The sequence below is a fragment of the Petralouisia muris genome, assembly GCF_004793545.1.
Lineage (GTDB): Bacteria > Bacillota > Clostridia > Lachnospirales > Lachnospiraceae > Petralouisia > Petralouisia muris.
This window is the reverse complement of record NZ_SRYA01000003.1, coordinates 90,706-117,364: the sequence shown is the minus strand read 5'-3', so window position 1 is coordinate 117,364 and position 26,659 is coordinate 90,706. Positions and strand designations below refer to the sequence as shown.

Here is a 26,659-nt window from a genome sequence, read left to right as displayed (position 1 = left end):
CTTACTGCAGTTCCGGCTTCGGCTGCTGATTCAGCTCATCCGCCGCCTTAACCAGTCTTTTATACTCTTCCTGAATCTCTGCCGAAACCTTACCTTCCGTATTCTTCAAATAGATTCTTGCAACTGCGCCGTACAGCCTGCACAGACCTTCAATATCCACATTTTTCGGGCCTTCCTTATACTCTCCCAGATATCTTTGCACCGCAGACGCCATCCTGTCTAAATTCGCTTTCACGCTGCTGGCAGACAAATTCCTCAAGCTCTTTGACACACGCACTTCCTCACGGCTCCAAACTTCCGGAATCTCCGTTAACCTGCTCCGAAATTCTGATACCATCGCTTCCACCTTCCGGTTCTCCTCCGCCTGTTTTAATAAAGGAACATTCTGAATACACAATTCAAATAATTCCGCATATAATATGCTGATATCAATTCCGCACGCCCCCTGTTTCAGGTATAGTGTGTTCAAATCCCATTCCTCTTCGCCGTCAGCGTCATTCCCAGATTTCAGACACCCCATGCAGTATTCAAGATTTTCAAAAAATTTATCCACTAACTTAATGCTGCGGTCTTTCCCATCTTCCGTTCTTCCTTTATAATTCCTGTTCTCTGCACAAAATTCCCGGATACTCAAAACTAAATCCACGCTGGAAAACAATTTTTCCACATAACTGTTTTTCTCGCCGTTATCATTTAAAAATTCATCCGCAACTTCACTATACTCCGAATAGCTAATCCCCAGCATTTCCATGTTAACTTTGTAAAAAATATTGTAAATATTGCACAAGGCCACCAGATAATTTTCCAGACTGATCTGCACATATTCCCGCACCATGCTGTTGTCAAAAATAATGGTTTCTTTGCTTGCAAGAACCGTCTGGTTATTATTGTTGTAATACACATTGGAAAACATGCCAAGCAGCATCCATGCTGTAATATATTCTTTCCGATGTTCCCCCTCTCCCACCTGCGGCACTCGGTAGGAACTGATATTTTCCGGTATTTTCAGAGGTTCCGCTTCCGGGCAGACCCAATGCAGCATCAGATTATACGCCTGAATGGTTCCCAGGGGAAATCTGGAACGATCCATTCCGGTATCATTATGTATTGGAATTACGCCAGCAAACCATGGTCCCCAGATATAGCCGTTTTGGGCAATCAGCGCCTCCTGTCCTCTCCGAAACAGGCTGCTCAGCTCCATGGTATACAAAGCCCGCATCCGGCAGATATAGGCTTCTTTTTCCATATCCACTGCGCTTTGCTCCAGGCTTGTAAACAATCCGATCACCTGAAATATGCTGTCCATCCTGTCTGGTATCATCCACTGCTGCTGGATTCCATATAACTCTTTATGTAATTTTTCTAATATCCTTCTCATAGTTACATGCATATGGAAAAAATCCATACTCCCCAATTCCAGCAATGTGGGCCCGTCAGATATTTTATCCCCTGCCCATTCCCGCAGAAAATACTCCCGGAATTTCCTGATATTCCTGGCATACTTTGGATAGACCACGCCATGTTTGGGCTGTTCCATATCCGCCACCGCTGTAATCCAGCTAATCATATCCCGCAGATTATCCGGCAGCAGGTAGCTGCTGCCGCCCTCTTCTTCAAAAAAAATCATTCCCGTCCTGTCATAAATCAACGACAACACGTCTGAAGCAAAGGTTTTTTCCGACAAAGGGCTGCCGCTGTCCCAGATCACCTCTTCGCCATTCTTATAAATAATCCGTACATTTCTGAAACTCTGCACCTCTGACAGATAAATCCGCCGCTGCCTGGGAATCAGCTTTGACACATACCGCCAGGCCATGATCTGAACTTCCTGGTTCAATCTTTCGTATACCTTTTCCTCCCGGTTCTTATAAATCTGCTCAAAATCCCTCAGATTCTGTTCCTGAATGCATAGCTCCAGCTGCTCCACCCGGACACTCATCACAATAGTTACATAGGGGATCACAAGATATTTCCGGATTTGCTCCGCCATCTTATAGGCGTTGGCGTTGCACAGATCAAGATCGTCAATTGCAAGGAGCAGCTGATAATTTCCCGGTTTTCCCCCATTCATAAATCTCAGATAATCCCGTATCAGCTTGGTCAGTTCCTCCTTCAAACCAGTGCTTTCCCCCAGCTTAGACAATTTGCCGATATTGCCTTCATAATCAAATTCACTGTCCAGCATCTGCTTCTGATTATTAATTAAAGAAATCTGGCGGTACACTGCCTGGAACTGATCCAGAAGCTCCTCCCGCCGCCTCTCGTCTTCCCATTGATTTTCCCTCTGATATCGGGCGTCAAATTTCCGGAAAATTCTTGCCAGCACAATATCCAGCACATTATGCACATCATCAAACAGGGACGGATCAATCAAAACAGGCTCTGCAAAAGATACATCCGCCAGATTTTTGCAGGAAGAAAATATCCCTTTCCCTTCTCTGGCTTCCCTGCACACTGCATTTACAAAGGTGAGCATGGTACTGCTTTTTCCTTCTCCCCGCTCTCCGCAGAATGCAATGATATTATTTTCAAAATCTCCCTGTTCCCAAGACCATGTCCGCTCCAGCTCCTTTTCCTCTTTAGAAGCTCCCACAATCTCATCCAGCATCACTGCGGCGCGGCGGTATACATCTGCAAACAGATCTTTTTCCTCTATCTGATCTTTCACGGATATCTTAAATTCTTCCCCTTTTACAATTGTAATTACTGACATTGTCATTCCTCCCTCTGGTATGCTCCGATTTTCTTTCGTTTTCCCAAAATTATACCAAATTATTCCTGTTTCTTCCAGTAGGTTTTCTGCTCTTCTTCCGATTGTACCCAATTCTTTTCTGTGCTATAATTTCCTATGAAAATGTTGCATTTCATAGGAAAGATGGCCTTCGGCCCGGCGGACAGATGGCTGTGCAAACCTTAGTTTCCTATGAAAATGTTACTCCAAAACAATTTTTCTTTAGAAAGTGAGGATATCAATGCGTGGAAAAAAACGAAAAAACAATCAACATTTCTGTGGACATCTGAAAAATATCTTCTGTCTCCTGTTGGCCGCCTTACTCCTTGGAGGCTGCGCTTCTCCTTTCGCGTCGGAAAAAAATACTGCTTCCAGCGAAGCTCCTTCTGATTCAGGCGGACAATCAGCCAAAGACTCTGAGGAAAATTTCGACGAACCCTCCGGTTCCAGCCAACAGACAAAGGAGCAGTCTTCCGAAGATTCCGGTTCTGACCAGCAGTCTTCCGAAGATTCCTCGGAAGAGGACTTCAACTTCAACCAGACCTTAACCTTAAAAGTCCCTGAACCGGCAGCAGGGGAAAATCCCCGCATCCTGTTTGTAGGCAACAGCCACACCTATGCCAACGATCTTCCTGTAATTTTCTCTGAAATTGCCGCAGCGATGGGACATCCCGCCGATGTGCAGGAGGTAACCGAAGGAGCATATACTCTGACACAATTTGCTGACACCGCAGATGAATGGGGCTCTGTCGTGAACCAGAAGCTGACGGAAGAACCATGGGATTTTGTGATTTTGCAGGAAAACACCAACGATGCATTTTCTTCTGCGGAAGAGACGATGCTTCCCGCCGCTTTAGCCCTGGATGAAAAAATCCGGGCTGCCGGAGGACAGACCGGCCTGCTTATGACCTGGACGCCAAAGGACGGTGCGGGAATTATGGGCCGGGAATATGTACAGTCCATCCTTGCCCAAAACACCATTGCTGTATCAGAACGGCTGGACAGCCTTCTGATTCCGGGAGGCGTGGGATTTATGCGCTGCTTGGAGCAATATCCTCAGATTGAACTCTGGAATGAAGACGGGATGCATCCCTCCCTGGAAGGCTCCTATTTGGCCGGATGCATTGCCTATGCTGTAATTTTCCGAGAATCCCCGGCAGGCTGCAGCTACACCGCAGAACTGGACGGGGAAACAGCCGCCCAGCTTCAGGAACTGGCGGCCGGGTTTTTAGCAGAATAAATCATGATCTATATTCATGACAAAAATTTAACAGCAAACCGCTGTTTCAGCGTTTACAGAGAGGAAATCATGGACACAAAAGACTTAAGATTTTTCCGCCAGGTTTATGAAACCGGAAGCATCAATCAGGCGGCAAAACAACTGTTTATTACTCCTCAGGGGCTCAGCAGGGTGATCCGTCATCTGGAAGAGGAACTGGGCGCCGGCCTGTTCGAACGCTCCGCCAATGGAATGCGCCCAACCGAAAGCGGAACCTATCTTTACCACACGTGCCTTCCCCTCCTTCAGCAATTTGAGGAACTTGCCCTGGGCATCCGGCAAATACAGAATCAAAACCGGCAAATCAAAATTGGATTCGCCTGCGGCGTGCTGAATGTTTTTCCCTTCCGGAAAATGGAGGAATACAAAAAACAGTACCCGCAGATCACCCTCCAATGGGAAGAATCCTCCAATCAGGAAATCCTGCAAAAAATACAGCAAAAAACCATGGATCTTGGATTTATCATCGGGCAGGTTCCGGACCAGGAGCTTTGGGCCAGGGAGGTTTTCAGCAGAAATATGAACGCTGTTGTTTATGAAGGGCACCCTTTTTTCCAGCGGGAATCCCTTTCTGTCAAAGATCTGCAGCATGAACCCCTGATCACCTTGAATGAAAAATATTACAGCTACCACAGCCTTCTGCAGCGGTGCCAGGATTTCGGCTTTACGCCCATAATTGCCGTAAAAACCATGGAAAGCCAGCTTATCTATCAATTTTGCAGGCAGAAAACCGGACTGGGCATTGATGCAGATATCCATAAGGATAAGTCCATGATCAAAGGGCTGCATCTGATTGAACTGTCAGATTCCATTCCCTGGAAAATATTTATGATTATGCACAGCAGCCGGAGAAAAGAACCGGCCCTGCGGGAGCTTGCCGGGCTGTTTCTCCCTTCATAGCCTATAAAAATTTTGTTGATACGTGCTTCTGTCCTGTTGATGGATAGAAGCATTTTTCTATGTTACCATTTTTTTATACTTATATAGATGGCAATAACTAATTGCCATCTGCGGCCCTATCGGTTAAAAACAAAAGAAAGGAACCTAAGAAAATGATAAAGAAATTCCCACACTTATCAAGTCCCATCCAGATTGGAAACATAACCTTCCGCAACCGCATGTTTTCCGCTCCCATGGGCGGAACAGACATTACAAATGACGGCTGCATCGGCCCAAAATCCACTGCATTTTATGAATTAAGGGGCAAAGGAGGCGCCGGAGCCGTAACCGTCAGCGAATGTATGGTGCATCCCGAAACCGACGGCTCTCATGCCTACCATTTGGATACCTCTATTTTAAATTCCCTGGCTGCCGCCGCTTATACGGCAGACGCTATACGCAGGCACGGCGCCATCCCCAGCCTGGAGCTCTCTCATTCCGGCATGTATGCGGGAACTTATATGACAGACAAAAGCAAACAGCATTCCATGAATCAATGGGGACCCAGCGACGCCGTCCGTCCTGACGGCGTTCCTGTCAAATCCCTCACCAAAGAAATGCTTGCAGAAATTGTATCCGCTTACGGCAATGTGGCCGGCCTTGCCAAACGGGCAGGCTTTGAAATGCTGATGATTCACGGAGGTCATGGATGGCTGCTGAACCAGTTTTTCTCTCCCTATTTCAATAAACGGACCGATGAATACGGCGGAAGTCTGGAAAATCGCTGCCGCCTTGCAATTGAAGTCCTGAAAGCAGTAAGAGAAGCAGTAGGCCCGGGATTTCCCATTGAACTGCGCATGAGCGGTTCAGAATTATTTGAAGGCGGCTACGATTTGGCAGAAGGAGTGAAAATTGCACAGCAAATGGAACCCTATATTGACCTTCTCCACGTTTCCGCAGGCACCTATCAGCGGGGATTCGGCGACACACATCCTTCTATGTTCAAAGACCACGGCTGCAACGTGTATCTTGCGGCTGAAATCAAAAAGCACGTTTCCATTCCCGTAGCCACCATCGGCGGGCTGAATGATCCCCAGCAGATGGAAAAAATTATCGCAGAAGGAAAAGCCGACATTGTGTATATGGCAAGAGCTCTTCTGGCAGATCCTTTCCTGCCCAGAAAAGTGATGGCAAATAAGGAGGAAGATATTGTCAAATGCCTCCGTTGCTTTACCTGTATGGCAGAACGGGCCGCTACCTCAACCAGACGGTGCACCGTTAATCCCCTGATTGGCCGTGAAATGGAAGGCTGTGATATTACCAAAGCGCCAGAAAGCAAAAAAGTGGTTGTAGTCGGCGGCGGTCCCGGAGGGCTGAAAGCTGCGCATACCGCTGCCCTGCGGGGACACAAGGTAATCCTTATGGAAAAAGAATCTGAACTTGGCGGCATTTTAAAAAGCGAACAGGCGCTGCCCTTTAAACATGAAATGTACGAGCTGTCTCTGACATTTGCAAAGCAGTGCCGGGAAGCAGGGGTAGAAATCCGCCTGAACACGGAAGCCTCAAAGGAACTGGTAGAACAGGAATCTCCCGACGCTGTAATTATTGCCGCCGGTTCCAGCCCGCTGGTTCCTCCGATTCCAGGAATCCATGGAGAAAACGTCACGATTGTTAACAATTATTATCTGGAAAAAGAGAACATCAAAGATAACGTTGTGGTACTGGGCGGCGGTCTGGCCGGCTGTGAAGCCGCCATCCATCTGGCGCAGGAAGGAAAAAAAGTCACCATTGTGGAAATGCGGAAAGAATTGGCGCCGGACGCCAATGTCAGACACCGCCCGCTCCTTTTAAAGCAGATGGAAAACCTGGTGGAAATCCGCACTGGTTTCCGGGGACTTGAAATTACGCCACAAGGCGTTCTATGCGAAGATTCGGAAAAACAGCAGCATCTTTTGATAGGCAATTCCGTTCTATGCGCCTTGGGACAGAGAGCACGCAGGGATGTTGTGGAGGCATTGCAGGATACGGCTCCCTATGTGGCGTCCATCGGCGACTGTGCAAAAGTGTCCACCATCACCAATGCAGTATACCAGGGATATCATGCCGCGCTGGATATCTAAGGCTTCCGGCTGGTTATCAGCAATCGCTGTGCGCAGCAGGATTTGGCCCCTGGAGACTTAAGTTTCTGAATCTAATTTTAACCAAACACGAAAGGAGCAATAAGGAATGAATACAGATAAAAAAAGATGGATCATCCTGGCGGCAGCATGCCTGATCAACCTGTGCCTGGGTTCCATTTACGCCTGGAGTGTATTCGCTTCTTCCATGACCGATTACTTTAACAATACTTTAAACCTGCAGGTAACCGCCGGGGATCTTGCCATTGTCTATACTGTTGCAAATGCAGTAGGCCCCATTACTATGATATCCGGCGGATGGTTCAACGACCGCCTGGGCCCCAAAAAGGTCATTGCCATCGGCGGGATCATGTTCGGCGGCGGAATGATTCTGTCCGGATTTGCCTCAAGCGTTGGATTTCTCCTGATTTCATTTGGCGTTATTTCAGGACTGGGGCTTGGCATGGCGTACGGCAGCACAATCTCTACAAGTGTAAAATACTTTCCCGACAAACGGGGGCTGGTAGGCGGAATTACCACTGCTGTATACGGCTTTAGTTCTGTAATCCTTCCGCCGATGGTCACTGTTATTGTCAACAAATGGGATGCAGCCTTTGCCTTTAAATTAATAGGGGCAGTATTTCTTGTGGTTGTGACAGGCAGCACTTTTTTCCTGGAGCAATGTCCCCAAGGATATGTTCCAGCCGGATATACGCCTCCGGCAAATCAGAAAAGCTCCGGCGACATGGATTGGACAGCTATGCTGAAAACGCCTGTGTTCTATGTCATGCTGCTGCTTTTGACAAGCGGGGCCTTCAGCGGAATGATGGTTATTTCCCAGGCTTCCGCCGTTGCCCAGAATATGATTGGGATGACTGCCATTGCAGCAAGCGCAGCAGTGTCCATACTAGCCCTTTTTAATGCTGCAGGACGTATTCTGGCCGGTTATATTTCGGATAAAATCGGCAGAATAAATACTCTGATGAGCGCATGTATCCTGTCCATTGCAGGGATGCTGCTTCTGTATTTTTCCGGAACCGGAAGCGCTGCAACTTTCTATATCGGAATATCTGTCGTTGGAATCAGCTTTGGTTCCTTTATGGGCGTTTATCCCGGATTTACGGTAGACCAGTTCGGCCCCCGCCATAACAGCGTCAACTACGGCATTATGTTTATCGGATTTGCCCTTGCCGGCTATTTCGGGCCGCAGATTATGAGCAATGTCTACCACAGTACCGGGGCGTACCAGAACGCCTTCCTGATTGCCTGCGGACTGAGCGCCGCTGGAATTCTGCTTACCTTTGTATACCGGAAAATGGCGCATTGACAGATACATTGGCAGAAATTACATTGGAAAAACAGCAAATATTTCCAGACTTTCTTTTCACGAAGCAATAACAACATGCAGGGGCTGTCATCTTCCCACAGCCCCTCATTTTGCCTAACGCCAAAGCCACCTTTACTTTCCTGTAAATACATGCTCCGGCTTATCAAATTTGCTTTTCCCTCCGGTTTTATCCAGAAGGGCAATGCTGACCCCCGTCAGGGCTTCCATTTCCACCCCGGTTTTTCCACTATATAGGTTAAAAAAGCATTACCTGTTCTTCCTTAAACTCCAAATAATCCGGCAATCCCTTTTTCTCTATCTGAATATGTTTATCCTTCTGTACAAACCAGCAAATAGACTGCTCCTGAATGGCTGTCCGCCGGACAATTCTCCCGGCAGACGGTCTGTCAGGCCGGTAAGCTGAAATTTCTAAATCATCTCCTCTATCTGCCTTTGTTTTTGAGCTTTTTTTCTCTGCAGCCTTGTCCAAAGATTCCCGGCCGCTGTCCCATGGCTTTTCCTAAGATTGGCAGGCTTGTTTTGCATTCCGGCTCCAATATTTTCTGCCACTGTCATGTGGGGAAAGAGAGCGTAATTCTGAAAGAGATAGCCGATTCTTCGGTTCTGCGGCTGAAGTATGCATGGGCGCAGGCTGCTCCGGTAGGAATCATGCATAATTCTCCGCATACTTTCCGGTTCCGTTTACCTTTCTGGCGGCGTCAGGACGGTTAAAATGCTCATTCATATGCAGCTCCTTCGGCTCCTTTGGAATTTCCAGATCTTCCCGGAAAAATTCCCCCGCCATTAAAATATCTTCCTCGATCTTTTTATAGCCTGTGCAGCGGCAGATATTTCCACGAATTGCTTTTTTTACATCTGCAATTCCCGGATTGGGATTGGCGTCCAGCAGCGCCTTGGCGCAGATCACCATGCCGGGAATGCAGAATCCGCATTGCACCGCCACTGCCGCCGCAAAACAATACTCATTAACTTCCCGCTCCCTCTGGCTTAATCCTTCTACCGTGAGGATGGATTTTCCTGCGAATTTCGACGCCTTCTGTACGCAGGCTTTTACTGCTTTTTGTCTACCAGAACAGTACAGGTTCCGCAGGCGCCTTCGCTGCAGCCATCTTTTGCAGAAGTAATCTTTAAATCATCCCGCAAAAAGGACAGCAATGTTTTGTCCTGGTCTGTACTCCTATAAGCGAATGTCCACCGACACATATGGAGTCGGCTGCTGCGGCGTGGTTTCGGCTGCTGCCGCACTATTGGAAGCGGGCACATCTGATTGTGTATTTACACTTTCGTTCTGTGTATCTGCACTGGACACATTTTCTTCTGAATCTTTCTCTTTTACACTTGCCGTTTTTGTGTCTTTGTTTTCCTTCTTTTCCTCCTTGCTGTCTGCCTTTGACGCTTCCTCCACTGTTTTGTTTACGTCTGCCAGAGTAGAAATCTGCGAGCTAGTCGCTGCCTGGGCTTTTTGTTCAACCTCTGCTAACTCCTTTTTCTTTTGCTCTAAGCTTGCACCCTGACTAGTCTTAATCTCGGATTTAAGTACGCCTGCTTTTCCCTCCATACTTGCAGCAACGCTGCCCTGTACATTTGCCTGTTTTAATAAATTGTCCGCTGTCATTATTGCTGTCATGCTTGCCTTTGACAGTCCGGGATTCTTGTTTCCCGCATTTCTTGTGCCGCCAAGCATATCGTCCATAGAAGAACCTTTTGCCTGCTGTTTCTCCTTGCGCTGCTCCATCTGGCGCTGTCTTAACTGCATATTCAGGTCGCTGATCTTCTGCTGTATTTCCTGCCGCTTCTTCATTTTTTCCTCTAATGTCATATCTTCATTGGAAGAAAGCTCCTGCAGCTGCTGCTGTGCATTGGCAATCTGGTTCTGAATATTCCGGCTGTAAGAATCCGCTGCCTGATTCTTTCCCATCTGCCCTGCTTGTGTGTTTGCTCCATGGATACTGTTAATTGTCATTTTCTTATTCCTCCTTAAAAATAAATGTTGAAATCCGTATCTATGTCATCCATATTAGGCTTCTTATAAATCTATCGGAGAATAAAAATTCATAATAAAGCAAGCTGCTGTGAGCCGCCCTTTTTCTGCTGTAAACCCAAAATACCTCTTATGCAGACCAATTTTTCCGTCCTGCATAAGAGGTATCTATTACTCTATCATCATCATAATACTTAGAATAAATTCTCCATTTTGGGCAATAAAATCTATATCTCCAAAATACTTTCCTGCTATTTTTCGAATATTATTCAACCCATATCCATGGCTGTCTTTTTTCTCTTTTGACGTTATCAGAAGTCCGCTTTCTGTATCCCGCCGCAAATTTCCTGTAAAGCTGTTGCTTATCTCTATCATATATGCGTTATCCCTGCGGTATGAAAGAATGGAAATAAGCAGTTCCCCGCTTCCTCCTATGTTTTCTACTGCATTCTGCAGCGCATTGTTTAATATTACACTGACATCAAATGCGTTAATATTAGAGTCTGTGGGATAATGAAAATCGCACTGGAAATGAATATTCTTTTTTTCTGCTTCTGCCTGCCATCCCCGCAGAATAACATCAGTGACAGGATTCCCACTATTTACCTCACCCACCGTTTCAATAAAAGCTGACTTCAGTTCTTGAACATATTCTTTTGCTTCCTTTGTTTCATTCCCTTCATAAAGCCTTTCTAGCGTAAGAACATGGTTTGTCATATCGTGTTTCATACTCCGGATATCCTGATACAGATTTTCCACCTGTTCAATATGCAGCTTCAGATTGTCCATCTGTGTGGAAAGCAACTGATTTGCTAACTTTTCCTCCTGTGACGCTTTTATATTCTGATAAAGCATAATCAAAATAACAACCACCGTCACCGCCCCTCCGCAATAAATAAGCAACAGCATATCATATGTCTCTGCCGGTTTGTTCTTCTGAATATAGAAAAAGCGATAGTAATGTATAATTTTATAGCCCACTGCTCCCAGAAATGGCGGAATCACCAACATAAGCAATTCTCGCATTGACATCCGTTCATATTTATATACATAGCTTTTTACTATACAGTAAATGGCGCCAGCCGTGATCGCAAAAACCATTGTAAGGTAAAATACACAGACGCCGAAATAAACCACAAACTGCAGACGCATCGGGGGATTTCCCTTATACCACATAGTATTTGCCGCCAAATAATACAATTTATCATATAGAAGTTCTGCCATTGCGGCAGTAAACCAGCGCAATGAAAAATAAGTGATTACAAGGAAAGCCTTCTGAATATAATTCCCCCGTTCCAGACCGCACATCACCAAAAACGCCATAAGACTTCCAAAGGCATACGCCATAAACATATCACTAGACAGCGGCACAACATAAAGCCCCAGCATTGTTAAAAAGAAAGTCCCTCCTGCCGCCAACGCCACCTTTGCACTCTGCAAAAATGGCTTTACAAGTATATAAAGACAGTATCCTGCAATGCATAGTTCTATCATCGAAACCGCCTGCGTGAAACTGCTCCAATCGGCCAAATTGGTCATCTCATGTCCGCCCCTTCCTTTGGTTATACCTTAAATAGCTTTTTACAAACCCCTGATAGTTCTGTTTTGCCATCAGCGCCTGACCTTTTTTCAGATAGACTGTTGTTGCATCATATTTCCTGATATATCCAAAATTCACAAGGAACGACCTGTGGGTGCGGTAAAATTCATCTCCTGCTTTTTCTTCCAGTTCTCTCATTTTCCCATAATATTCTATATCTGAATCCATCGTATGCAGGATCACTTTCCGGTCAAACACCTCCGCATATACGATATCCTCCAGATTGACAGTGATATGTTTCCCTCCTGTGGTTATCATCAGGCTTGGCAATTCCCTTTTTCTGCTTGCTCCATCCAGCTTCTTTCTGTCTTCAAACTGTTTTACGGCATTCAGCAATACCTCAGAAAATTTTCTGCCATCCAAAGGTTTTACCAGATAATGGAACGCCCCTACGTCGAACGCCTGAAATACAAAATCATCCAAAGCGGTCACAAAAATAATGATTGCTTTTTTGTTTTTCCTACGCAGTTCCTTTGCCGTTTCCATACCGTTCTTCCCTGGCATCTGAATATCCAACAACAGGATATCCGGCTCTCCTCCTGACAAAAGCAGCTCCTCCCCTGACTGGTACAGTGACAGATCTGCTTCTGGATAAAGCTTCCCTATCTCTTGCGCAAACATATCCCTGATTTCTTTTTCATCGTCACATACTGCTATCTGCATTTTTCACTCCTTGGTAATTTGTTGATAAATATTAGATCGGTTTTTGAGACGCCACAGCAAAAATGCTGGAGAACTCAAGCATTATCCATCTGATAAAAGCATAATAAATTTTATGTTCTCCATCACCTTCAAAATTATCTTTTTCATTTTATCATGCAGGTATACTTCGTTCAGCCGGCGCTTATTATAACTCAGATATGTTCCTTTTGTGTATTGTATCAAAATACTGTTAAAGAACCTCATCTGGTTTTATTTCCTCTATCCTTTATCATTTCAACAGACAATGGATCTGTGATCCATTCAACCATAAAAATCTTTATATCTTTCGTGTTTTCCTGTAATACTCCATCGGCGTCATGCCGCATTCCTGTTTAAACATTTTAAAAAAATGATTATAGCTGCTGAATCCGCACATCTGGCAGACGTCACGGACTGACAGTCCCTGCAGAAGATATTTCTTGCTCAAATCAATCCGCGCCCGGGTAATGTAGGAATGCAGCGTAACTCCCGCACTCTTTTTAAACTCCCTGGAAATATGCTCGCCAGAAATAAAAAACTCCTCCTCCAGCCTTTTCAGCGAAAGATCTTCCGTCAAATGCTGGCTGATATATTCAAAGACATCATCAATTATCAGCATTTTCTTTTGATGGGACTGGTGCACCTGATCGCTCTGGATACAGGTGCGCAGAAATAATGCCAAAAAAGCAGTAAACAGGCTCTTTTCATACAGTTCCGTTCCCAGCTTAATGTCTTCGTCTTTCAGCGCATCCAACTTTATCACCATATTCCGAAGCAGCATGGCGGATTTCATTTCCCCTGGAATAACAGCTGTCTCATAAGGGGCAAACCGGAATTTTTCAGCCAGATCGCAGGTAGCATCGGAAAGCGCCGTCAGAGATTTCTCCGGAATCATGATACAAAGCAGCGCACAGGAGGATTTTTGTGACAAAGTCAGGATCTCTTTGGTTTGTCCCGGCTTGAGAAAAATAATGTCAGATGGACGGCAAAGCTGCTGGATCTCTCCTGAAAACTGGCAGGTTCCGTGAAGAACAAAGATCACGCCATAGCGGTATCCGGTACGAAAGATGTGGTTAGCGCCTGCATCCAGGCTGTATTTCGTAATCTTAAATAAATTCTGCATAAACATCTCCATTTCTGAAGCAAAGAATTCAACGATTCCATACACAAAAATCCATACATCAATATTTCATACTATTATATCAAAAAATCATAATTATTCCACCATTTTTCCCAATATAATTTAATTTATACTCACGAACAACCAAAGAACCGAAAGGAGGACCCGTCATGCATCATTTTCCACACCTGTTTTCCCCGATTCAGATTGGGAACACAACTGTAAAAAACCGTATTTTCCTGCCGCCCCTGTCCACCAACCTGGCTGACAAGGGCTATGTGACAGACGCCCTGGTTGAGCATTATTCCAACCGGGCCAAAGGCGGCGTGGGCCTGATTATCACGGAAGTAACCACCGTAGAACCTGTTTACACTTACCTGCCGGGAGACATGTCCATCCATGATGACAGCTACATCCCAGGCTGGAAGAAGCTGGTGGATGCTGTGCACCAATATGACACTAAGATTTTGTCACAGCTTTTCCATCCTGCCTACATGGCGTTTCCCATTCCCGGAACGCCTCAGCTTATCGCCCCCTCCAACGTTGGTCCCTATTACGCCAAATCAGCGCCCCGGCCTGCCACAGTCGAAGAACTCCACGTGATCGTAAGGCAGTTTGGCGAAGCTGCCCGCCGCTTCCAGCAGGCAGGAGGCGACGGCGTGGAAATCCAGGCTGCACATGCCCATGGACTGTTGGGCGGCTTCCTCACGCCCCTTTACAATAAACGTACCGACGAATATGGCGGAGATATCAACGGACGCCTGCGTCTGACTCTGGAAGTCATCGAAGCCATCCGCAAGCAGTGCGGAGAAGATTTTATCATTGACGTGCGGATTTCTGGAGACGAGTACAGCGACGGCGGACTGACCTTAAATGACATGATTTATGTGTCAAAACAATTAGAACGGGCAGGCGTAAATTTTATCCACGTGTCTGGCGGCAATACCATCAAGCGAGGCAGCTCCATGCCGGCGCCGGGAACCTCACCGGCTCCTCACGCCCAGGCAGCAGAAGAAATCCGCAGGCGCCTGACCATTCCGGTTTCCACTGTGGCACGCATTAATGAACCCTGGATTGCAGAAGAACTGATTGCAAACGGCAAAACAGATATCTGCATGATTGGCAGGCCCAACCTCTGCGACAGTGAATTTGCCAACAAAGCCGCTGCCGGCAAAACAGACGACATCCGACCCTGTATTGGCTGCGGCCGCTGCCTGACCGGAATTATGTTCGGCAAACCAATTGCCTGCACCGTCAACCCTTCCGTGGAATCCGACGCCATAGAACCTGCGCCGGAAAAGAAAAAAGTGCTTGTGATCGGCGCAGGCCCGGCAGGAATGGAAGCAGCCTACACCGCCAAAATGCGGGGGCATGAAGTTATTCTCTGCGAGAAAAGCCAGGAACTGGGCGGACTGCTGCGGCTGGCGTCTGTTCCGATCGGAAAACAAGAACTGTGCAAGGTCATCAAATTCATGGCGCGCAGACTGAAACATGCCGGAATCGAAATCCGAATGAACTGCGAAGTCACCCCTGACATGATATCCAGTGATTTTGAAGGGTACGAAATTATCTGCACTTCCGGCGCACAGCCAAAGGTAATCAAACCCTTCCAATGCTTCAAACAGACCATGACCGCAGACGACGTCTTATCCGGCAAGGGATTCCCAGGACGGAAAATCGTCATCCTTGGAGGCGGTTCTGTAGGCTGTGAGACCGCAGACTATCTGGCTCCCCTGATTGACGACAGATTCCCTGCAAACCGGGACGTGACTGTCATTGAAATGACTGATACGCTGATGGCCGGGGAAGGCGGCGCCGCAAAAAGCGTGCTGACACAGCGGTTAATCCGAAAAGGCGTCAAGCTGGAATTAAACAGCGTTGTTACAAACGTAGACGCAACTTCCATCACCTATGAAAAAGACGGTAAAGAGCATGTAATCACTGACGCTGACACACTGATATTTGCTGTAGGCTATTCCCCAGTTCCCGTAGACTGCAGCCACGCCCATGTTTTAGGAGACTGCAATCAGGTGGGGAATCTGAAAGACGCCATTACTGCAGCGCATCATTTTGCAAAAGCCCTGTAATGCCCGGATATGTCCTTTGCGCAAAAGCAAATGAGCCATACAGGGGCTTTCTGCAAACTATTTCATCTAAATGCCAGAAAAGAAAAGGAGAACAACACTATGGAAAAAAAACTATTAGAACCAATCCAGGTTGGCAGCATGACATTGAAAAACAGAATTATGTTTCCTCCGCTGACTACCGGCTATGAGGAACGGGACGGCTCCATTGGCGCCAGGAGCCTTAGCTTCTATGAACGCCTGGCCAAAGGCGGAACTGCGTACATTGTAATCGGCGACGTTGCGCCTGTGCGCACCGCCTCCCCTACCCCGATGCTCTATGACGACAGTCAGATTCCAGCCTTCCGGAAGCTGGCAGACGCTCTGCACGCCCATGGCAGCAAGCTGGCGCTGCAGATTTTCCACCCGGAATATGACGTTCCGGGAGTGGGAAGGCTGATTATGGGCGCAAACATGGCAAGAAAAGCCGCTGCAGACGCACAGGCTGCCGGAAACGAAGAAGAATGCAAAAAACAGACGGAGCTTGCAGAAAAAACAACCAAAGAAGCCTATGCCAAGCTCCGCCATGACATGCAGCATTTTGTAGATGAAGCAACGACAGAACAGTTATCCCAAATCCGCCAGAGCATTGCCAGCTGCGCAAAAAGAGCAGAACAAGCCGGCGCAGACGCCATTGAAATCCACGGCGACCGTCTGCTTGGCTCCATGTGCTCCACACTGCTGAACCACCGCACTGACGCATATGGCGGCAGCCTGGAGAACCGCACCAGATACTCCCTGGAAGTTGTGGCGGCCATTCAGGAAGCAGCTCCCTCATTGGCTGTGGAATACAAGCTCCCGGTGATTACCGTGAATCCAGACGGCTCCCTCAGAGGAAAAGGCGGGCTTCTGGAAGAAGAAGCCATTTCCTTTGCAAAGCTTCTGGAACAGGCAGGCGTAGATATGATTCAGGTGGCCCAGGCAAACCACACCGGAAACATGGGCGACACCATTCCGCCTATGGGAGATGTTCCCTATAACTGGACCCTGCCCACCGCAAAGAAAGTAAAAGCCGCTGTTTCCATCCCTGTGGCTACAGTAGGAAGGGTTGTCACCGCAGAAGCTGGAGAACAGATTCTGGCACAGGGAGAGGCCGATGTGATTGGATATGGAAGATCCCTGCTGACAGACCCGGATATCGCTGTCAAAACAGCCGCCGGAGAATGCATCCGGGAATGCTTAAACTGCAACAAGGGTTGTGTGGACGCTATTCAGAACCGCAAATATATTTCCTGCATCCTCAATGCAGAAAACGGCGATGAGTCCACGATCTTCTTAAAAGAAGCAAACGTCTCCAAAAAAGTTGCCGTAGTAGGCGCCGGAATCGCCGGCTTAGAAGCCGCAAGGGTTGCCGCAAAACGTGGTCATCAGGTAACCCTTTTTGAAAAAGACGGCAAAATCGGCGGACAAATCCATTTAGCAGCCGTACCGCCCAGAAAAAGCGAAATCCTTAGGGCTGTAACTTATTATGAAAAAATCCTGCCCTCTCTTTCTGTGGATTTGAAACTGAACACTCAGCCAACAGCTGCAGAACTAAACGGTTTTGACACAGTGATTGTGGCTGTAGGCGCCCACAATATGGCTCTCCCCATGCCGGCAGAAAACAGCCATATCCTCTCCGCCTGGGATGTTCTGGCAGGAGCAGAAGTTTCCGGCGTCTGCGCAGTCTTAGGCGGCGGCCTGGTTGGAACGGAAACAGCAGAATATCTGGCTTCCAGAGGGCACAAGGTTATTATTATAGAAATGCTGGATAAAATTGCATCCGGAGAATCTGGAACCGTTATGCCGCTGATTCTAAAAGATTTTGAAGTCCATAAGGTAGAACAGCATGTAAACACGAAAGTAAAAGAAATCCGCGGCAATGTCATTTATGCAGAAAATGTCCAGGATGGCACAGAACTCACCATCCATGCAGACTCCATTGTGAACGCCCTGGGTTCTAAGAAAAATATATTTGACGAAAGCGGCGTTACGGCTCCCATTACTTACATCGGGGACTGCTCTGGCCAGCGGACTGCAGACATCGGGGCAGCGATCCGCAGCGGATACCATGGGGCAAACGAAATTTAGCAGGCAGCAAAATTTAACTTTTTCCCAGTATCTTTCTGACAACTGAAAAATTATTATCATTTTCTGACCGTTTACCAAAATAAAAAGGTAAACGGTCTTTTTCACTATCCTTTTCCCTCTCTGATTCGTTATACTTAACAGAAAGGGGGTTTCTATGGATGCTGATTTTCTTTTAATCCGAAAAATAAAACAAGGCGATGAACCTGCCATGGAAGATTTTGTCCGCAAATACTATCCGGAAATCTTAACTTACTGCAAATACCGCTGTCAGGATCAAAGGGACGCCGAGGATTTGACACAGGAGACCTTTGCGCGGTTTTTCAAAAGCATCGCCGCCTACCGCCACAGCGGCAAAGCCAAAAATTATTTATACACCATCGCTGGAAATCTGTGCCGGGACTTTTACAAAAAGAAAAAGGAGATTCCCCTGGAAGATTCCAGGCTGAACGACTCCCTGGAACCAGAAACCGGGCAAATAGAACAGATTGTGGACAAACTTACGGTGGGCCATGCCTTACAGCAGCTTCCAGAGGATTACAGAGAGGTCATCATCCTTTATTATTTCCAGGAACTGACACTGTCTGAAATCGCAAAAATTCTGCAGATAAGGCTTCCCCTGGTGAAATACCGCTTCCGCCAGGCAAAAATACAATTAGAAAAACTGCTGATGTAAACAGAAAGGAGGAATTTCATGAACTTGGAACAACTGCTCAAATCCTATCAGAAACAATCACAGTCCGCGCCAAATGAAGAAAAAATATCCCAAACCGTCCAAACCGCAAAGCAATCCCTTTACAGCGCCTGGCAGGAAACCATGCTGAGCTGCGATGAATTTCTATGGATACAGCTAAAGCTGATCCAAAAACGATGGTGGTTTCTTCAGTTTCTGCTTCTGTGCTTTGGAGGGGCAATACTGGCCTCCTCCTGGGAGGAGAGCCACATCCAGCGGGGAATGGCGGTATGCTCCACTTTATTTTCCATACTCACTATACCGGAATTCTGGAAAAACCGTTCCAGCCAGAGTATGGAAATCGAAAAAACCGCTTACTATTCCCTGCGGCACATTTATGCGGCGCGAATGCTTCTATTCGGCATTGCGGACGCTTTGCTGCTCACCTTATTCTGCGGCATGGCAATCCTGGGATTTCATTTCCCCTTTGAGCGATTACTGATTCAGTTTCTGCTGCCAATGATTGTAACATCCGCCATCTGCTTCGGCACATTAGGCAGCAGGCGAAAGATGACGGAGGCGTCCGCCCTGGCCCTGTCTGTTTTATGGAGTGCATTGTGGCTGCTGATTACTTTAAACGAAAGAGTCTATGCCGCAGTTACGCTGCCAGTTTGGGTTGGAATCCTTGGAATGTCCCTGCTGTTCTGGTGCCTGGCAGTCAGCCGCACCCTGAACTCTTGCCAGGAATACTGGGAAACCGCAGAATAAATGCCCAGAGCTGACGCTTTTTCATACATGGCAATACTGAAAAACCGCAGAATAACCTTCAGAGCTGACGCTTTTTCATCTCCTGGCTTTGGAACAAGTACCAAAAAACAACAGCACAAACAACAGAACGGAGGAATTTTATGGAACTGGAACTGATTGATTTAACCAAAAGCTTCGGCAGCTTTACAGCCGTAGACCATATGAACCTGACAATGACAAACGGCGTTTACGGACTGTTAGGCGTTAACGGCGCAGGAAAAACCACATTAATGCGGATGCTGTGCACCCTTTTGCGTCCCACCAGCGGCAGCATTTCCTGCAATGGAAAAGACATTTTTAAAATGGACGGAGAATACCGGAAGCTTCTAGGCTATCTGCCTCAGGATTTTGGCTTTTACCCGGAGTTTACCGTACAGGACTATCTTCTCTACATTGCAGCCATCAAGGGAATCCGCCCGGCTCCCGCCCGTAAAAAAGTCCGGGAACTGATTCCCCAGGTGGGCCTTTCCAAAGCCGCAGGCAAGAAAATGAAAAAGCTCTCCGGAGGTATGAAACGCCGGGCCGGAATCGCTCAGGCCATGCTGAACAATCCCAAAATCCTGGTGCTGGACGAACCTACCGCAGGTCTTGATCCCAACGAACGGATACGGTTCCGGAACTTAATCAGCGAACTGTCAGAAGAACGTCTGGTTCTGCTGTCCACTCATATCGTCTCAGACATCGAATATATCGCCAATAAAATCTGGCTGATGAAGGACGGCACTCTAGTTCAGGAAGGCACCGCCCAACAGGTCATAGACTCCATGCCGGAAAAAGTCTGGCATTGCAGGGTGGACCATACCCAGATTCCAGAAGCTATGAGACGGTACAAAGTTTCCAATATGAAATCAGAACCCCAGGGCGCGCTGCTTCGCATAATCTCCCCAGAAAGACCCTACCCGGACGCCGTGTCCGCAGAACCTTCCTTAGAGGATGTATTTTTATATTATTTCGGGGAACAACCCGGGAAAGAAAAGGCTGGTGAATCATTATGATACGTTTTGAAATTAAAAAAATATTTTCCAAATCCATGAATAAAATGGCACTGATTGTCCTTACAGCAGCCCTTGTAATTGTCTGCATCCTTACCATTAACAATATCGAATACATTGAATATATCAATGGGCAAAAAAAGGTTTCCACCGGCATCGCCGCCGCCCAAAAAATCCGTGACGCCAAAAACCAATGGGCCGGCCCTCTTACCGAAGAGACACTGTCAAAAGTCATTCAGAAAAACAACGAGATTAACAGCAGTCCGGAGGCATTGTCCGATGATTACAGAGAACAGGATAAGGCATATGCTAAAAAGCAGAGTATCTCTGCCATTACCCAGCTGATCAGCAGTGCATTCTCCAAACTGAACGATTACGACGGTTACCGTGCAGACAGCGTAACGGCCGAGGAAGTGAAAGGATTGTACCAACAGAGGATCGCATCCTTAGAAGAATGGCTGGCCTCTGGAGAAGAATTCTTCACAGATGCAGAAAAGGATTTCTTGATCACACAATACCAAAAACTTGATACCCCATTCTATTATGAATACGAAAACAACTGGGAAGCCCTGCTGCAAAATATTTCCACATTCCTGCTGGTTTTAGCCCTTGCCATCGGATTTTTCGTCTCCGGCGTCTTTTCCGACGAATTTCAGCTGAAAGCAGATTCTATCTTTTTTTCCTGCAGGCTGGGACGGAACAAGGCCATTCTTGCTAAAATGGAAGCCGCTTTTCTGGTGGCTACGGCGCTGTATGCTATATTTGCTTTCCTGTATACCTTCATCGTCCTGCTGCTGTTGGGCACAGACGGAAGCAGCTGCCCCATCCAGTTTGATATGTGGAGAAGCTCTTACAACATTACGTTCCTGCAGGCTTACCTTCTGATCCTGGCAGGAGGATATATCGGAACGCTGTTTTCTTCCCTGGCGGCTATGATTGTTTCCGCCAAAACCCACTCCACCGTCCTGGCCATTATCGTGCCGTTTATTCTGCTGTGCCTGTTTCCATTCTTAAGCAGAATTATCACACTGCCCGGGCTGTGCTCCTTTTTCCCGGATCAGCTGTTGGAAATCTATATTCACCTGCGGTATTTTGTGCTGTGTGAAATCGGCGGAACCATCCATAATTCTGTCCCGGTACTGCTGACGTTCTACCTGATTGTCTGCGTGCTCCTTCCTCCGGCGCTGTATGCGATTTATAAAAGAACTGAAATCAAATAGATAAAAATAATTTCGCAAATTTTTTACATTTTCTAAAATCTCTATCTTGATTCTTTCCTGAAACAGCAGTAAAATGATAGCAGTATTTTCCATACTGCTTTACAAAACAAATAAAGGAGAAGAGATTATGTACGAAATGAAACCGGAATACTACACTGGAATAGAAGCCATTGACAAGGAGCACACCCGATTGTTTGAATTAGTACAGGAAACCAGGGATTTACTTTGTGATGATTTGATTATAGACAAAACAGACAATCTGATTCACCTGCTTTCTGAATTAATCAATTACACCCGGACGCATTTTTCCCATGAGGAAGAATACCAGAGAAGTATCAGTTATCCTGACATTGACGCCCATATGATCCAGCACCGCAAGTTCGAGGATAAGCTGATGGAATTTGATCTGGACTCCCTGAGCGATGACTATAACGGCCAGAATGAAGTAGTAGAGGAACTTCTGGGATTTCTGACGTCCTGGCTGATTAACCATATTCTTAAGGTGGATATGCTGTATGTAAAGAAATAAATCACAGGAAGGCATAAGGAATTCCTCTCCTCTCACAGCGCCGGGCGCACTACATAAGGAACCGGGACGATACCACGATTGGTATGTCCCGGCTCTTTTCTTACTATCATAAAAACTGCTGCCCTTTGATCTTAGTTACATCTCTTCTGGCATAATCACTGCCGCCACCAAATAAACAAAGATACCTGTGGTCGTGCATCCCAGCAGCACAAACAGCAGACGGATAATGGTCGGGTCAATGTTAAAATATTCTCCCACGCCTCCGCATATGCCGCAAATCACCCGGTTGGTTCTTGATTTAAATAATCTTTTCGGTTCCATATTCATTCCTTCTTTCTATTATTCTGTAAAAGTGACATGTATGTCTCCTACGTTGCACTCAATATCCATTTCCCTGCTTCCGCCATTTTCGATTGTACGTCCCCTACCCAGTCCGCTGTAATCATGATCCCCAATACTTACGTTGCCAACTGCACATTCAATCGTATAACTGTAATCTGTTTCTTTTCCTGCGGCGGTTACCTGAATCTGCCCGACTCCGCATTCAATGTCTACGGCCTCCGCTTCCATACGCTCAACAAGCAGCTGGCCGATTCCTGCGCTTAAATCCAGGCTTTTTGCCTCAATTTCTGATAAAGTAATCTGCCCTGCTCCTACATCTGCTGTCAATTCCCCTGAGGCTGTAAGTTTCTCATTGACGCTGCATACCCCTGCGTCTACAGTAATACTAATATTCTTTGCTGTCAAGGGCATATTTACATCAATATATCCTGCATCCTGTTCCATTTCTATGGAATCCAGCCACATATTCTCCATGACTTCCTCCGGAATCTGCAGTATAATTCTGGCGCTGTCATCATTCCGGACACGGCTGGCTCCCTCTTCTTCAATGCAAAGAGCGCCTCCGCTCATGTAGGCCTTTACCTGCCGCTTGTGGTTCTTTTTCCGGTATTCCACATCAATATAAATATTTTGGCTGTCTTTTTCACTCTTTTCAATGGTAATTCCGCCGTAATTCAAATCCATCTCCAATTCCCGAATCTCTTCCCAGGCGAACTGAAAAGATTCAGAATCCTGGCTTTCCCAGTTTACTTTCCCATCATCTCCCCAATCATTGCGCCCATAGATAAAAGGAATATGCTTAAAAGGGCCGATAGAAAATTCACCTGCTTCCACATCATCCCAAAAATCAGAAAACTGGAACCCAATTCCCAATCCCACTGCACAGAATATACTGCCCAATATCACCAGAATCAATGTAATAATTAATGCTGCCTTTGTAAAATTTTTCATACTCTCTGCTCCTTTCCGGAAAATATACTTCTCCACAGCCTTCGAACGATTTCACACAGCCAGGGCACCAGTTTTCCGCAGACCCATACACATAGAATAGTTGCCAGCACCGCCAGAGCCAGCAGCAGCAGCCCCACGCCCGCCAATGCAAATCCAACAGCCAGACTGCCGGTTATCAGCTGACCGATTCCTATGCCAAAAAGCACTCCTCCGGTAATATAAAAGGCTCCTGTCACGCATACCACAGAAATGGCGAGACCCAAAACAGCTCCTCCAATCCCAGCTACCGCTCCCAGCCAGATAGGACTTGTTACAACAGCAATTACGATTATCAGCAGCACTTCCATTCCCGATCTTCCGCTGTAAGTAGAATGCCCGTCTCCGCTGTTGGAAAAAGAATTCCCATAGCCGGAACTTTTCTGATAATCATAGCCAGAACCTTCCGGATGGTCATAACCGGAACTTTTCTGATAGTCATAGCCGGAACTTTTCTGATAGTCATAGCCGGAATCTTCCGGATGGTCATAACCGGAACTTTTCTGGTAATCATAAGCAGCTCCCTTGCTGTTCTCCGGGCCGGACTGTTCCTGGGATTGCTGTCCGTTGGCATCTTTCCGGATGGATATCGGATGCTTCTGTTCAAATCTTCTGTCTTCAAATCCATGTTCGGTAAATATTCCAGCGTCTGTTTCCATCCCTAAACCTGCCTTCACGGCTCCGGCGTCTGTTTCCATTCCTAAATCTGCTTTAATGGTGGCGGCAACCTTTTTAGGCGACTCTAATTCCGTCAGAATCCGTTCTTCATTTTCCGCGCCTGCGTCCTCAAAGTAACTTTGATAATAAGACAGCGCCTCCCTTTTTTCCTCTTCTGCCACATCATCTAACAGCTGTTCCAACTGTCTCATAAATTCATCTTTGCTCATGCCGTCTCTCCTCCCGAAAATAACATTGTAATTTTAGAAGAATAATTTACCCATTCTGTACGGTACAGCTTCAGCTGTGCCGTTCCTTTCTCCGTAATCTTGTAATACCTGCGGTTTCTTCCTCCGCATTCCACATCATAGACTTCCAGACAGTCATCCTTCTGCAGCCGCCGAAGCACCGGATACAGGGTAGATTCCGATACGTCTATGGCCTGCCGTACATCCTGGGTGATCTTATAACCATATGTGCCCTCCTCTTCCTTGCACACAACCGCAAGAACGATTGCATCTAAAAGAGCTGCACCTGTGTTAAATACCATGCCATCACTCCTTACTTTTCATTATAGTTCCTGATATGGCCAGGCCATAAGCCGGCGTCTGGCAGGCGTCCTTCCTGCTGCAGCCCATTGGCCTCTCCTGAAGTATTATTTAGAATATATTACTATTCTTTAAATATTACTATTCCATAAATATTACTATTTTCTAAATATTACTATTTGATATTCAATACTATACAGCATATAATATTATTTGTCAACAATGAATTAGAAAGAAGTTTCTTAATGTAAAAAAATGTTCCTGTCTATGCATGACACATAGACAGGAACATTTCATGGCATCTCGTATCTCCCACAAGTTCAGGATGGAATGCCAGTCCTATTTGATTTTGATACCGAACGCCGACGATATTTTTCCCGCGGCTCCCATCCGGCAGCTTTTCAATCACTGCAATGGGTTCTACTTCTTCTCCTCCGCAAACAGATTCAATATACGGCGCACGAATAAATTCTAACGGAAAGGGCCTCTCTTCTTCCCGAAGCCCTCGGATATTTGCCGAAGAAGAAAAACTGCCCAGCTGCCTGCCGTAAGCATTTCTTCTGACAGTAACCGGCAAAGTGGCAAAGCAGGCCTGGCCTCTTAAAGACCTGGGCTCTATCAGGGCAGTTTTTCTCGCCTCCCTTTGGCCAGACACAGATTCCGCCAGAAGAATCAGTCCGGCACAGGTTGCCAAAACAGGCAGTCCCTGCTGAATTTTCTTTTTTATCGTTTCCAGCATGCCAAGCTCCTCCAGCAATTTTCGCTGAACTGTGCTTTCTCCGCCCGGAAGCACGATCCCGTCCACTTCTTTATCCAAATCACTGCTTTTTCTCAATTCTGCACACTCTGCCCCCAACTCCTTAAGGATCTGTTCATGCTCGATAAACGCCCCCTGCAGGGCCAGCACGCCAATTCTCATCCGTCCCGCCTCCTTCTTTCTCCTGCAGAAGTATGCTCTGTGTGCTCCATACATCCTGCATAAATCTTCTTTCTACTTTCCTCTTTCTGCCATCAGAAGTTCAATTTCCTGCTCATTAATGCCTACCATTGCTTCTCCTAAATCCTCTGACAGTTCAGCAATCATTTTGGCGTCCGTGTAATTGGTAACTGCCTTTACAATGGCGTTTGCCCGTTTTGCAGGATTTCCTGATTTGAAAATACCGGAACCTACAAATACCCCTTCTGCTCCAAGCTGCATCATAAGAGCCGCGTCTGCCGGAGTGGCAACTCCTCCTGCTGCAAAATTCACCACCGGAAGCTTTCCATTCTCATAAACATATTTTACCAGTTCATAAGGCGCCATCAGCTCCTTTGCCGCCTGAAACAATTCGTCCTCCCGCATGGAAGTCAGTTTTGCCATTTCACTGTTCATTTTGCGCATATGGCGCACCGCCTGCACCACATCTCCTGTTCCCGGCTCTCCCTTTGTCCGAATCATGGAAGCTCCCTCGCTGATTCTCCTTAAAGCTTCCCCCAGATCTTTGGCTCCGCACACAAAGGGAACCTGAAACTGGGTTTTATCAATATGGTACACATCATCCGCTGGAGAAAGCACTTCGCTTTCATCAATATAATCTATTTCAATGGCCTCCAGCACCTGCGCCTCTGCAAAATGGCCGATTCTGCATTTCGCCATTACCGGGATAGACACGGCCTGCTGAATGCCTTTTATCATCTTTGGGTCGCTCATTCTGGACACACCGCCTGCCGCCCGGATATCTGCCGGTATCCGTTCCAATGCCATTACGGCGCAGGCTCCTGCCGCCTCTGCAATTTTTGCCTGTTCCGGCGTCGTCACATCCATAATAACGCCGCCCTTTAACATCTGTGCCAATTCCTTATTGATTTCCCATCTGCTGTCTGTACTCATAAATGCTTCCTCCTTATTTTTCATGAGCATCAGTGTATCGCTTTTTGGCCTTATTGAAAATAGCCATTGATGCGAAAATTGATATGGCCAGTTTCATGCCAGATGCAG

At 46.7% G+C, this 26,659-nt stretch carries 24 protein-coding genes and 1 pseudogene; 11 read left to right on the top strand and 14 right to left on the bottom strand.

Features of this window, described 5'->3' with window-relative positions:
* Position 1: 1 nt before the first annotated feature.
* Positions 2-2,713, bottom strand: coding sequence for a hypothetical protein (locus E5329_RS02435; protein ID WP_135987993.1), 2,712 nt, complete (start codon positions 2,711-2,713; stop codon positions 2-4).
* A gap of 259 nt (positions 2,714-2,972) precedes the next feature.
* On the opposite strand from E5329_RS02435, the gene E5329_RS02430 reads away from it, so the two are divergent.
* The 4 genes from E5329_RS02430 (at position 2,973) to E5329_RS02415 (ending at position 8,333) form a co-directional block, all read left to right on the top strand.
* On the top strand, positions 2,973-3,971 hold the full coding sequence (locus tag E5329_RS02430) for an SGNH/GDSL hydrolase family protein (protein ID WP_135987992.1): 999 nt from the start codon (positions 2,973-2,975) through the stop codon (positions 3,969-3,971).
* Between the two features lie 3 nt (positions 3,972-3,974).
* Positions 3,975-4,910, top strand: coding sequence for a LysR family transcriptional regulator (locus tag E5329_RS02425; RefSeq protein ID WP_135987991.1), 936 nt, complete (start codon positions 3,975-3,977; stop codon positions 4,908-4,910).
* Positions 4,911-5,062: 152 nt separating this feature from the next.
* Positions 5,063-7,009 carry an FAD-dependent oxidoreductase gene (locus E5329_RS02420; protein ID WP_135987990.1) on the top strand — a complete coding sequence of 649 codons (1,947 nt, stop codon included), beginning with the start codon at positions 5,063-5,065 and terminating at the stop codon, positions 7,007-7,009.
* 106 nt (positions 7,010-7,115) lie between these two features.
* The gene (locus E5329_RS02415) at positions 7,116-8,333 is read left to right on the top strand and encodes an L-lactate MFS transporter (protein ID WP_135987989.1); all 1,218 of its coding nucleotides are present in this window, start codon (positions 7,116-7,118) and stop codon (positions 8,331-8,333) included.
* A 354-nt stretch (positions 8,334-8,687) separates the two neighbouring features.
* On the opposite strand, the pseudogene E5329_RS32495 reads toward E5329_RS02415, so the two are convergent.
* The 7 genes and pseudogenes from E5329_RS32495 to E5329_RS02380 form a co-directional block, all read right to left on the bottom strand.
* Positions 8,688-8,969: pseudogene (locus E5329_RS32495) on the bottom strand (ATP-binding cassette domain-containing protein); the annotation flags it as partial.
* A 31-nt stretch (positions 8,970-9,000) separates the two neighbouring features.
* The gene (locus tag E5329_RS31490; protein ID WP_334295735.1) at positions 9,001-9,297 is read right to left on the bottom strand and encodes a 2Fe-2S iron-sulfur cluster-binding protein; all 297 of its coding nucleotides are present in this window, start codon (positions 9,295-9,297) and stop codon (positions 9,001-9,003) included.
* Between the two features lie 107 nt (positions 9,298-9,404).
* A complete protein-coding gene (locus tag E5329_RS32045) occupies positions 9,405-9,557 on the bottom strand; it encodes a 2Fe-2S iron-sulfur cluster-binding protein (RefSeq protein ID WP_334295734.1) in 153 nt (50 codons plus the stop codon).
* On the bottom strand, positions 9,532-10,317 hold the full coding sequence (locus E5329_RS02395) for a FlxA-like family protein (RefSeq protein ID WP_135987986.1): 786 nt from the start codon (positions 10,315-10,317) through the stop codon (positions 9,532-9,534). The genes E5329_RS32045 and E5329_RS02395 overlap by 26 nt, the downstream gene beginning before the upstream one ends.
* 189 nt (positions 10,318-10,506) lie before the next feature.
* Positions 10,507-11,874, bottom strand: coding sequence for a sensor histidine kinase (locus E5329_RS02390; protein ID WP_135987985.1), 1,368 nt, complete (start codon positions 11,872-11,874; stop codon positions 10,507-10,509).
* Position 11,875: 1 nt separating this feature from the next.
* On the bottom strand, positions 11,876-12,598 hold the full coding sequence (locus E5329_RS02385) for a LytR/AlgR family response regulator transcription factor (RefSeq protein ID WP_135987984.1): 723 nt from the start codon (positions 12,596-12,598) through the stop codon (positions 11,876-11,878).
* A 316-nt stretch (positions 12,599-12,914) separates the two neighbouring features.
* Entirely contained in the window at positions 12,915-13,739 is an 825-nt protein-coding gene (locus tag E5329_RS02380; protein WP_168356489.1) for an AraC family transcriptional regulator, read from the bottom strand.
* Positions 13,740-13,906: 167 nt separating this feature from the next.
* Between E5329_RS02380 and E5329_RS02375 the strand changes: the two genes are divergently transcribed.
* The 7 genes from E5329_RS02375 (at position 13,907) to E5329_RS02345 (ending at position 22,147) form a co-directional block, all read left to right on the top strand.
* Positions 13,907-15,823: an NAD(P)/FAD-dependent oxidoreductase gene (locus tag E5329_RS02375; RefSeq protein ID WP_135987982.1), complete on the top strand. Its 1,917-nt coding sequence runs from the start codon at positions 13,907-13,909 to the stop codon at positions 15,821-15,823.
* A 99-nt stretch (positions 15,824-15,922) separates the two neighbouring features.
* Complete coding sequence (bilR, locus tag E5329_RS02370) at positions 15,923-17,929, top strand: bilirubin reductase, long form (protein ID WP_135987981.1); 2,007 nt, start codon at positions 15,923-15,925, stop codon at positions 17,927-17,929.
* A 154-nt stretch (positions 17,930-18,083) separates the two neighbouring features.
* Positions 18,084-18,602, top strand: coding sequence for an RNA polymerase sigma factor (locus E5329_RS02365; protein ID WP_135987980.1), 519 nt, complete (start codon positions 18,084-18,086; stop codon positions 18,600-18,602).
* 18 nt (positions 18,603-18,620) lie between these two features.
* Complete coding sequence (locus E5329_RS02360; RefSeq protein WP_135987979.1) at positions 18,621-19,367, top strand: hypothetical protein; 747 nt, start codon at positions 18,621-18,623, stop codon at positions 19,365-19,367.
* A gap of 140 nt (positions 19,368-19,507) precedes the next feature.
* Positions 19,508-20,401 (top strand): ABC transporter ATP-binding protein, encoded by an 894-nt coding sequence (locus E5329_RS02355; protein WP_135987978.1) that lies wholly within the window; start codon positions 19,508-19,510, stop codon positions 20,399-20,401.
* Entirely contained in the window at positions 20,398-21,618 is a 1,221-nt protein-coding gene (locus E5329_RS02350) for an ABC transporter permease (protein ID WP_135987977.1), read from the top strand. Before E5329_RS02355 ends, E5329_RS02350 begins: the two co-directional genes overlap by 4 nt.
* Positions 21,619-21,745: 127 nt before the next feature.
* Positions 21,746-22,147 (top strand): bacteriohemerythrin, encoded by a 402-nt coding sequence (locus tag E5329_RS02345; RefSeq protein ID WP_135987976.1) that lies wholly within the window; start codon positions 21,746-21,748, stop codon positions 22,145-22,147.
* A 135-nt stretch (positions 22,148-22,282) separates the two neighbouring features.
* Here E5329_RS02345 and E5329_RS02340 read toward each other — a convergent pair whose 3' ends face one another.
* From E5329_RS02340 to pdxS, 6 genes are all read right to left on the bottom strand, one after another.
* Entirely contained in the window at positions 22,283-22,468 is a 186-nt protein-coding gene (locus E5329_RS02340) for a PspC domain-containing protein (protein WP_135987975.1), read from the bottom strand.
* Between the two features lie 18 nt (positions 22,469-22,486).
* Positions 22,487-23,440: a DUF4097 family beta strand repeat-containing protein gene (locus tag E5329_RS02335; protein WP_135987974.1), complete on the bottom strand. Its 954-nt coding sequence runs from the start codon at positions 23,438-23,440 to the stop codon at positions 22,487-22,489.
* Positions 23,437-24,363, bottom strand: a complete 927-nt coding sequence (locus E5329_RS02330) for a DUF1700 domain-containing protein (RefSeq protein ID WP_135987973.1) — start codon at positions 24,361-24,363, stop codon at positions 23,437-23,439. The genes E5329_RS02335 and E5329_RS02330 overlap by 4 nt, the downstream gene beginning before the upstream one ends.
* Entirely contained in the window at positions 24,360-24,683 is a 324-nt protein-coding gene (locus tag E5329_RS02325; protein WP_135987972.1) for a PadR family transcriptional regulator, read from the bottom strand. The genes E5329_RS02330 and E5329_RS02325 overlap by 4 nt, the downstream gene beginning before the upstream one ends.
* 263 nt (positions 24,684-24,946) lie before the next feature.
* Positions 24,947-25,600, bottom strand: coding sequence for a pyridoxal 5'-phosphate synthase glutaminase subunit PdxT (gene pdxT / locus E5329_RS02320; protein ID WP_135987971.1), 654 nt, complete (start codon positions 25,598-25,600; stop codon positions 24,947-24,949).
* A gap of 72 nt (positions 25,601-25,672) precedes the next feature.
* Positions 25,673-26,551, bottom strand: a complete 879-nt coding sequence (gene pdxS, locus E5329_RS02315; protein WP_135987970.1) for a pyridoxal 5'-phosphate synthase lyase subunit PdxS — start codon at positions 26,549-26,551, stop codon at positions 25,673-25,675.
* Between the last annotated feature and the right edge of the window lie 108 nt (positions 26,552-26,659).